6 protein-coding genes and 1 pseudogene are annotated in these 7,856 nt (G+C 65.1%); 2 read left to right on the top strand and 5 right to left on the bottom strand.

The features are described 5' to 3' along the window. Positions 1–191 precede the first annotated feature (191 nt). The 5 genes from FFS45_RS40925 to FFS45_RS40945 form a co-directional block, all read right to left on the bottom strand. Positions 192–701: a disulfide bond formation protein B gene (locus tag FFS45_RS40925; RefSeq protein ID WP_137960262.1), complete on the bottom strand. Its 510-nt coding sequence runs from the start codon at positions 699–701 to the stop codon at positions 192–194. 112 nt (positions 702–813) lie between these two features. Next, on the bottom strand, positions 814–2,193 hold the full coding sequence (locus FFS45_RS40930; protein ID WP_137960263.1) for an amidase: 1,380 nt from the start codon (positions 2,191–2,193) through the stop codon (positions 814–816). Between the two features lie 95 nt (positions 2,194–2,288). Then, a complete protein-coding gene (locus FFS45_RS40935) occupies positions 2,289–2,966 on the bottom strand; it encodes a GntR family transcriptional regulator (RefSeq protein WP_137960264.1) in 678 nt (225 codons plus the stop codon). Between the two features lie 171 nt (positions 2,967–3,137). Beyond that, positions 3,138–4,499: an MFS transporter gene (locus FFS45_RS40940; protein ID WP_137960265.1), complete on the bottom strand. Its 1,362-nt coding sequence runs from the start codon at positions 4,497–4,499 to the stop codon at positions 3,138–3,140. 7 nt (positions 4,500–4,506) lie between these two features. Continuing rightward, complete coding sequence (locus FFS45_RS40945) at positions 4,507–5,193, bottom strand: DUF2848 domain-containing protein (protein ID WP_137960266.1); 687 nt, start codon at positions 5,191–5,193, stop codon at positions 4,507–4,509. Positions 5,194–5,358: 165 nt separating this feature from the next. Between FFS45_RS40945 and FFS45_RS40950 the strand changes: the two genes are divergently transcribed. Beyond that, positions 5,359–7,116: a cation:proton antiporter gene (locus FFS45_RS40950; protein ID WP_137960267.1), complete on the top strand. Its 1,758-nt coding sequence runs from the start codon at positions 5,359–5,361 to the stop codon at positions 7,114–7,116. A gap of 139 nt (positions 7,117–7,255) precedes the next feature. Beyond that, positions 7,256–7,856: pseudogene (locus tag FFS45_RS40955) on the top strand (peptidase C26); the annotation flags it as partial.

A 7,856-nucleotide genomic window follows, 5' to 3' on the forward strand; every position in this document is an offset into this window, starting at 1 on the left:
GCGGGGTGCAGCGAGTGAGCGGACGGACGTCGCGGAGCGGCAGGAGGGAGGTGTCGCGGGTAATTGGGGGCGAAACGATGGGGCAAAACGATGAGGGCGAACTTTCGGCCAAAACCGCGGCGCGATCTTGGTAACGGAAGTGAGGAGCCGGCTCGGCCCCTCACTTGTCACAACCCGGCCGCGCGCGGGACTCAGGCGATCCGGCGGCGGTTGCGCACAAGGCTCAGCGCCAGCGGCACGAACGCGATGACAAAGGCGATCAGCGACCAGCCCGGCAGCGAAATACCGAAAATCGGCGGATAGGCGGTTTCGCACAGCCCCGCGACCTTGAACACGCCCGGCAGCCAGTGAGCGGGCGGCAGGCTGTCGACTACCGGCTGCAGCGCATCGAAGCCGCAGCTAAAGCCCGGATTGGCCTGTACATAAACGTGCTTGGCGGCGGTCACGATTCCGGCCAGCGCCGACAGCGCAGCCAGGGTTTCGAGCAGCCTGACGCCGCGCCAGCTGTTGAAGCGCGCGCCGAGGAACGCAAAAATTGCGATCAGCAGGAAGAAGTAACGCTGCAGGATGCACAGCGGGCAGGGATCTTCGCGCAGCCCATATTGCATGTACAACGCGCCGGCAACCAGCGCAACGCAGATCAGGCCAAGCAGAACCAGCAGGGTGCGCTCGCGGCGCAGCATTGCATTGTCGTTATTCATGGATCGTGTGGCGTTCGTGAGTCGGAGATCCGCGGGGCGCTATCAGCGAGGCGGCTGTTCGCGGGGCGGCTGCCCGCGATTCTAGCGCGAACATCGCCTGCCTGTTTCTCGTCTAACGAATTGAATTGAGCACCGCCTCGGCGGCGCGGCCGATCGCCAGCAGCGCGTCGTCGCCGTGCGGCGCGCCTGCCAGCATCAGGCCGACCGGCGCGTCGCCGCGCCGGTGGCAGGGCAGCGATAGCGCGCAGGCGTCGAGAAAGTTAAACGCGCTCGGATTGCGCAGGATCAAGGCATTGGTGCGGCCGAAGGTGTCGTCGTCATCCACGAGGTCGGCCACGCGCGGCGGCACGACCGGCACGGTCGGCGCGACGATCGCGTCGAAACGTTGCCAAAGCGTGCTGCGAGCCGCTTCCAGCAGGGCGGCGCGCTCGGCTACGAGGTCGAGATAGTCGGCGGCGCTGGCCGGCTGGCCCTTGAGGATGCGGGTCAGCACACGCGGGTCGTACTGGTCGCGATGCTTTTCCAGCAGCGGCCGGTGCCATGCATAGGCCTCGATCGGCGAAAAGCCGAAGCGGTTGATCTCCGGCAGCCGGTCCAGAGGCGCAAACCGCACCTCGCTGACAATTGCGCCGGCTGCTTCCAGATGCTTGAGCGCGGTGTCGATGGCGCTGGCCACGGCCGGCTCGACGCCGTCCGTCACGTAGTGGGTGAGCACGCCCAGGCGCACGCCTTCGAGCGGCCGCACCGCCGGGATGCGCGGCTCCAGCCCGGCCAGCATGCGGTCGACCAGCGCGCAGCAGGCCACCGATACGCCGATCGGTCCGAACGAATCGAGCGTCGGCGAGAGCGGCACGCCGCCTTGCTTCGGAATCCGCTCGGCGGTCGGCTTGAAGCCGGTCAGGCCGCATAGCGCGGCGGGGATGCGGATCGAGCCGCCGGTGTCGGTGCCGAGCGCGACGGCTGCCATGCCGTCAGCCACCGACGCCGCCGCACCCGAGGACGAGCCGCCTGAAATCCGTTCATCGCCTTTCACGCCGCGCTGGTATGGCGAGAGCGGATGGCCGTAGTGCGGGTTCAGCCCGAGCCCGGAAAATGCGAATTCGCTCATATTGGTGCGCCCTACGATCACCGCACCCGCCCGCTTGAGACGGGCCACGGCCACTGCATCGGCGGTGGCGGGCGCCGCCCCGGCAAGCGCGAGCGAACCGGCGCGGGTGACCTGGCCTTCAATGTCGAACAGGTCCTTCACCGAGACCGGGATGCCGGCCAGCGGAGAGAGCACCGCGCCGGCTGCGCGCAGACGGTCGTGCCCGTCGGCGGCGCTGCGGGCGCTGTCGGCATCGACATGCATGAAGACGCTCGACCCCTGGCCGGCCGGATCGGCGATGCGCTCGAGCGCGATTTCGACCAGCTTGCGGCTGGTGGTGCGGCCTGCGGTGAGATCAGCGGCAAGCTGGGCGAGCGGTGGGAAGGGCGTGAATTCAGTGGCCATGGTCGTTCGGGTCCGGTTAGGGGCGATGCAAACTCGATTGAATCTGCGCTTGAATCTGCGCTTGGATCTGCATTTGGATTCGCGATGGAATCCGCTCAGATCCGGTTGAACAGCGTCGCGCGAAACGCTTCGATATGGCGCTGCACCGACTGGCGGGCGCCTTCGGCATCGCGCTCGCGCAGCAAGCGAAACAGTTCGAGGTGTTCCTCGTGAACATCCTCGAGATGATGCGGCTCGGACAGCGAGATAAACCAGAAACGCAGCGAACGCTCATGCAGCCCGCGCAGGATGTCGGCCAGCACCGGATTGCGCGAGGCCGCCGAAATGGCCAGATGGAATTCGCGATCGATTTCCATCATGCCTTCCACATCATGCGCCGCGACGCAAACCTTCGAGCGCTCGAGCAGCGCTTCCATCACTTCGTAATCGTGCGCCTGAGCATGGCGCGCCGCCAGTTCGACGCAATGACCCTCGTTGATCAGGCGCACGTCGATGATGGCGAGCACATCGTCGAGCGAGACCGGGCGGACCATGATGCCCTTGCGCGGCATGATGGTCAGCATGCCTTCATGGACGAGCCGGTGCAGCGCCTGATGCACGGGGGTGCGGCCAATGCCGGTCAGCGCCATCAGCTCGGCTTCGTTGAGCACTTCGCTCGGACGCAAACGCATGGTGATGATTTCGCGCTTGACGAATTCATAGGCCTGTTCGGCGAGGCTCGCGCCGTTTTGCCGGGCGGCCGTGGGAGTGCGGGAAGTTTGCAAAAGCGTCATGAATAAGGCGTGCGGGCCGGATGAGGACCAAGGGTGAAGCTCATTCGCCCGCATTGTAGAACAAGGCTTCCGGCCGCCGTCGGCAATCCGCCGGGCGCTTCCGGCGGCATCCGGACGCGCGCCTGCAACGGGCCGTCCCACGAAGCGTGGAGCGCGGCGTGCATGGCAGCGTCACGCCAGTTCCGCCACAGCGTGCGGCACCTTGATCCGCGGCATCAGCAGCGTGACGAGACCGCCGACAATCAGCGCCCCGGCGATCAGCACGAGGCCGAGGGTCACGCTATGCGTCGCATCCTTGACGACGCCGAGCACATACGGACTCACGTAGCCGGCCAGATTGGCGATCGAGTTGATCACGGCGATGCCGGCCACGGCCGCGGTGCCTTGCAGGAAGGTCGTCGACATCGACCAGAAGATGCCGAATCCCGCGAGGATGCCGATATAGGCGATCGACAGTCCGGTCACCGCCAGCGGGATCGAGTTGGTCACCGAAGCGCTGCCGAGGAGCCCGGCCGCGCCGATAAAGCAGCACACCGCATAGTGCCAGCGCCGCTCGCCTGTGACGTCCGAAGAGCGGCCGATCAGGATCATGCCGATGCCGGCGGCCAGATACGGAATGGCCGTCACAAAGCCGTTGCTGACGAGATTGGTGACGCCGAGATCCTTGACGATCTGCGGCAGCCAGAACGAGAAGCCGGCGTTACCGGTGACGAGGCAGAAGTAGATCAGCGTCAGCAGCCAGAAACGCCCCGAGCTGAGGGCGGCCCGCAGGTTGTGCTCGGCGCCGGCCGCGGCCGCGGCGCTGTTTTCGCGCGTGAGCCTCGCGAGGACCACGCGCTTTTCCTCCGCGCTCAGCCACGCGGCTTCGGCTGGCGTATTGTGCAGTACTGCCAGCGCCCAGAAGCCGGCGAGGATCGACGGAATGCCTTCGATCAGGAACATCCATTGCCAGCCGCGCAGCCCGTGCGCTTCATGCAGTGCCGACATCAGGAAGCCCGAGAGCGGCGCGCCGATGATGCCGGCCACCGGAATCGCTGCCATGAACACCGCCACCATGCGGGCGCGCCGGTCCGAGGGAAACCAGAAGGTCAGGTACAGCACCACGCCCGGCACGAGTCCGGCTTCCGCCACGCCGAGCAGGAAGCGCAATACGTAGAACATCGTCTCCGAGCGCACGAACATCATCAGGCACGAGAGCGCGCCCCACAGCATGGTGATGCGGGCGATGGTCGCACGAGCGCCGAATTTCTTTAGCAGCAGATTGCTCGGAACTTCGAAAACGAAGTAGCCGAAGAAGAAGATGCCTGCACCGAGCCCGTAAGCCGTGTTCGACAGCCCGAGATCGCCGGTGAACTGCAGTTTCGCGTAGCCGATGTTGACGCGGTCCAGATACGACAGCACGTAGACGAGGAACAGGAACGGCATGATGCGCCAGGTGATCTTGCGCAGCGCGGCGGCTTCGACGGCGGCGTCGTGAGGAGCGCTGACGGACGCGCCGGCGGTCAGCGTGGCGGGTGACGGGGCAGGGCTCATGAGTGCCTCATTCGACGATGGGTAACGTATGCACGCGGTAAGCGTGGCGCAGGGTGCGGTCGAGCACCGGGTCGTGGAGTTCGAGTTCGAGCGCGTCGCCGTCGGCCATGCCGACAATGCCGCCTTCAACCGCGAGCGTGCCGCAGAACATGGCTGCGCCTTCCGCGAGCGGGGCGCGTTCGAGCAGGTCGGACGCCGCCAGCAAGGAGGCGACGCTGCCCTGCTGATAGAGCCGCCGCACGCCGCCGGCGATCGCAAAGGCGCGCAACTGCAACTGGTCCCAATGCGCCGCGACGTCGTCGAAGCGCCACGCATCGCGGGCGAGCGGCTTCGGACAGATTTGCTTCGATACGGTGACGCCGTAGGCCTCGACCTGACGGTCGGTGTGGTCCGAGCCGACCGTCACCAGCAGACCGGCCGCGGACTGCACCAGCACGCACTCGGCCTCACCGCTCGAGTGGTTGCCGATCACGTCGATCTGCCCGGCCTGCGTCAGCAGTTCCGCGCCGAGGCGGTAGAAGCAGGGCGTGGTCGAAGGCCGTTTCACCCCCAGTTCCGCGAGCTCAGCAATGTGATGCTCGATCGCGGCGCGGTCGCGCCCCGCCCAGCCCGCGATGGTCAGGCGGTTCACCTCGACCGTGAAGGGCGCGCCGGTCTCCGGGCGGCCGATTACGTTGAACGATACCTGCGTCATTGCTGTACTCCGTCATCTGAATATGCGGCAAATATTATTGTGATATTTCACAAGAGTCCAGCGTGTCAAAAACATTCCGCCAGCTCCCAGATCGCAAAAACGGCATGTCGCCAAGGTGCGTTACTATTGGGCGTTTAGATTACTTTTTGTAAGGAAACTCCGCCTATGCACCACGGAATCGGCTTCATTCAGGACCTGGCGGTGGTGATGGCGCTCGCCGGCGTCGTCACCGTGCTGTTCCATCGCCTGAAACAGCCGGTGGTGCTGGGCTATATCGCCGCGGGCGTGATCATCGGGCCTTACACGCCGCCGTTTCAGCTGATTCACGACGAGCAGACCATCCAGACGCTCGGTGAGCTCGGCGTGGTGTTCCTGATGTTTTCGCTCGGGCTGGAGTTCAGCTTGCGCAAGCTGTTTCAGGTCGGGGCGACGGCAATCGTCGCGGCGCTTTCCGAAATCGTGCTGATGCTGTGGATCGGCTACGAGATCGGCAGCGCCTTCGGCTGGAGTTCGATGGATTCGCTGTTCCTCGGCGCGATTCTCGCCATCTCGTCGACCACCATCATCGTCAAGGCGCTCTCCGAGCTGGGTCTGAAGCGGGAAAACTTCGCGCAACTGGTGTTCGGGATTCTGATCGTCGAGGACATTCTCGCCATTGCGATGCTGGTGCTTTTGTCGGGCATTGCGCAGACCGGCGAGTTGAGCGCCGGTGTCGCACTCGTCACGCTCGGCAAGCTGCTGCTTTTCATGACGGTGTCGCTCGTGGTCGGCATTCTGGTCGTGCCGCGCGCGCTCAACTATGTGGCGCGTTCGGGCAGTGACGAGATGCTGCTCGTATCGGTGCTCGGCTTCTGCTTTGGCTTCTGCCTGCTGGTGGTGAAGCTCGACTACAGCATTGCGCTTGGCGCGTTCCTGATTGGCGCGATCATGGCGGAGTCGCGTCATCTGCGCCGCATCGAACATCTGATTGCGCCGTTGCGCGATGCCTTCTCGGCGATCTTCTTCGTCACGATCGGCCTGATGCTCAATCCACATGTGCTGGTCGATTATGCATGGCCGATTGCGGTCATCACCGTTGCGGTGATTGTCGGCAAGATCGTCTCTTGCGGTCTCGGCACTTTCCTCGCGGGCAAGGATGGACGCACGGCGATGCGGGTGGGCATGACCGTGTCGCAGATCGGCGAGTTCTCTTTCATCATTGCCTCGCTCGGTCTCACGCTGAAAGTGACCAGCGCCTTCCTGTATCCGATTGCGGTGGCGGTGTCGGCACTGACGACGCTTTTCACGCCGTACCTGATCCGCGCCGCCGATCCGCTCACACAGCGGCTCAGCCACGCGATGCCACGCACCGTTGCCAACGTGTTCGGTACGTATTCACAGTGGCTCGGCAGCTTGCGGCCGGCCGGCGGCGGGCCGACGCCTTTCGGCATCACGCGCAGGATCGTGCTGCAGATAGCGGTGAATCTCGCGCTCGTGGTGGCGATCTTTCTGGCCGTATCGTACGGGGCGCCTTACGCGAGCAGGTTGCTCGCCCATTGGCTTGCCTCCGAACCCCTGCAACGCGTGGTGCTGTGGAGCGCGGCCTTGTTGCTGTCGATGCCGTTTCTGGTTGCCGTGTATCGCAAGACCAAATCGCTGGCACTGCTGCTCGCCGAGTTGAGCGTGCAGCCGGCGAAGGCCGGACGCTTTAGCCACGCAATCCGTTCCGCGATTTCCGACCTCGTGCCGGTCGTCTCGATGGTGGGGGTGTTTCTCCTGGTGGCAGCGCTTTCCGGCGGAATTTTGCCGCCCACCGGGCTGCTCGTCGTGGTGCTGGTGTGCGCTGCGCTATTGATGACGTTGCTGTGGCGCTGGTGCGTCAAGATCCACGCGACGCTGCAGATCGCGTTGCGCGAAACTTTCGACGAACAGCCCGATCCATGAGTAAAGGCGGTTATCTCGCGGATTGATCTGCGTGGCGCAACAGTGTCAGCAATTGTGTGCCGGTTTGCCGCGCATCGCCCGGTAGCGGATAATCGATCCATACCCATCCGTTTGCGTGGAAGGCGCCCGTCCGACAGTCATGAGCGAAAACAAGCCAGAGAATGCCGGTACCCCCGGCAACCCATCCCCGTCCGGCACGCCGGATGAGGTTTCGAAGCCCGACGTCGCAACGCCTGAAGTACCGAAGCCCGAGACGGCGCCCGCATCCGCGAAGGTCGTCTTGCCGACCTCGCACGAGGATGCGATCCAGTCGCCGCTCAAGGATTTGCCGGCCGATGCGCCGTCCCTGACGCCTCCTCAGTCTGAAGCGCCGACACCAGCGGCTGAAGAAGCAGCCGTCCGCTCGTCGACCGACGATCCTGTTAGTGCATCGGCCGTCACACCCTCGGACCCAGCCACGGCGCAGCAACGCGACGCCGCCGAGGCACGCGCCTCCGCGGCGGCTTCGACTGCGCAGCAGGAGGCCGCGGTGCATCAGCAACGCGAAGCTGAGCGGGCCAAGCCGGCCGCTACGCAAGCCGGCTCGGGTTCGGCCGCCGGCTCCGCCTCAGCAACAACAGGCGCGACTGCCGCGAAGCCGGCTAGCGGAAATGCTTCTCCCGCGGCACCCGGTACGCGCGGAGCGACAGGCTCGCCGCCACCCGGTTTCGGCGCGGCCCCCGACTTCGGCGCCTCGAACC

It is taken from the genome of Burkholderia sp. 4M9327F10, from assembly GCF_005503145.1.
In the GTDB taxonomy this organism is placed as follows: domain Bacteria; phylum Pseudomonadota; class Gammaproteobacteria; order Burkholderiales; family Burkholderiaceae; genus Paraburkholderia.

What these genes read in the sequence shown, in the direction of transcription:
- FFS45_RS40925 (WP_137960262.1), bottom strand. Translation starts at nt 701, where the DNA reads ATGAATAACGACAATGCAATGCTGCGCCGCGAGCGCACCCTGCTGGTT.
- FFS45_RS40930 (WP_137960263.1), bottom strand. Translation starts at nt 2,193, where the DNA reads ATGGCCACTGAATTCACGCCCTTCCCACCGCTCGCCCAGCTTGCCGCT.
- FFS45_RS40935 (WP_137960264.1), bottom strand. Translation starts at nt 2,966, where the DNA reads ATGACGCTTTTGCAAACTTCCCGCACTCCCACGGCCGCCCGGCAAAAC.
- FFS45_RS40940 (WP_137960265.1), bottom strand. Translation starts at nt 4,499, where the DNA reads ATGAGCCCTGCCCCGTCACCCGCCACGCTGACCGCCGGCGCGTCCGTC.
- FFS45_RS40945 (WP_137960266.1), bottom strand. Translation starts at nt 5,193, where the DNA reads ATGACGCAGGTATCGTTCAACGTAATCGGCCGCCCGGAGACCGGCGCG.
- FFS45_RS40950 (WP_137960267.1), top strand. Translation starts at nt 5,359, where the DNA reads ATGCACCACGGAATCGGCTTCATTCAGGACCTGGCGGTGGTGATGGCG.